The sequence below is a fragment of the Priestia sp. P5_B4 genome, from assembly GCF_056400385.1.
Genome location: NZ_JBFULJ010001207.1, coordinates 1 through 897, shown reverse-complemented (window position 1 = coordinate 897; position 897 = coordinate 1). Strand labels below are relative to the sequence as shown.

The 897-nt window shown below is 38.3% G+C and carries 2 protein-coding genes; both read right to left on the bottom strand.

Annotation, left to right across the window (positions count from 1 at the left end; genetic code table 11):
- The coding region (locus AC1DRF_RS29975) for a hypothetical protein (protein WP_477742570.1) at positions 1–461 on the bottom strand (461 nt) is incomplete at its 3' end.
- Between the two features lie 98 nt (positions 462–559).
- Positions 560–685, bottom strand: coding sequence for a hypothetical protein (locus AC1DRF_RS29970; protein ID WP_013057857.1), 126 nt, complete (start codon positions 683–685; stop codon positions 560–562).
- Positions 686–897 lie beyond the last annotated feature (212 nt).

The window sequence follows — 897 nt, the reverse complement described above, 5'->3', positions numbered from 1 at the left end:
TGTTTATATAAATGATAAAGAGTAAAAACGCACTCTGGATGACGCTCTTTATGGTTAAAAAATCCGTGAGGAAACATGAGTGAAAGATTCCCTTTTTCAATTCCGGTCACATACTTGTTTTCCATAAGCGGATATTCTTTCACAACCCAGTGCGCTTCATCAATAGTAGACGTAACCACTTCACCAAAGTATACGCCCATACACTCTTCGAATTCTTCTTTTGTCATCGAAAAATAGTCAAAGCAGTTGCTGTCTTCTAGATCATAGTAAAGAAGCTCTAATATTTTCAAACTTTCATCTGTAAAATCAACGATGAATTCATCTACCGCTTTGCTTATTTCATGAACGTGATTCATGCACTGTTCGCGCACTTGATGATAGTAATAGCTAGCTTCAAACTGATGTTCACACGTCACTAACGATTCTCCGTATGGTGCTGTTAGATCATGATGCTTGCTCATRCTGACACCTCCACGCTATGCTTATGGAGCAAGTATAACATTAACCAAGCAGATATTGATCATCTTCCATTAACAACCTATCCGTGGCAATATTAGGTTCACTTTTTACTCATTATTCTGCCGTACACAAATCCTCCGCTGACAAGAAGAATACCGCTAATTAATACGCTGCTTAAAAAGGTTTGCGAATGCATCAAGTGATTATACATCATCCACACGCTCATTTCGTCATCTCCTTTTGGCTTTTTTAACTAGTATCCCCGGTTTTCTTACCGCACATGCCGGCGTTTTCACTGTTTTTTCATCAAGTTTCTATATAGTTAAAGCCGTGAAGCCAACTATCTTTTTTCATCGTTTTACTCCTTAAAAAGCCTGCTTATGACTCTAAAGCAGGCTTTTTTTACATGGTGAAACAAGTGATTAAGCCGTCTATCCC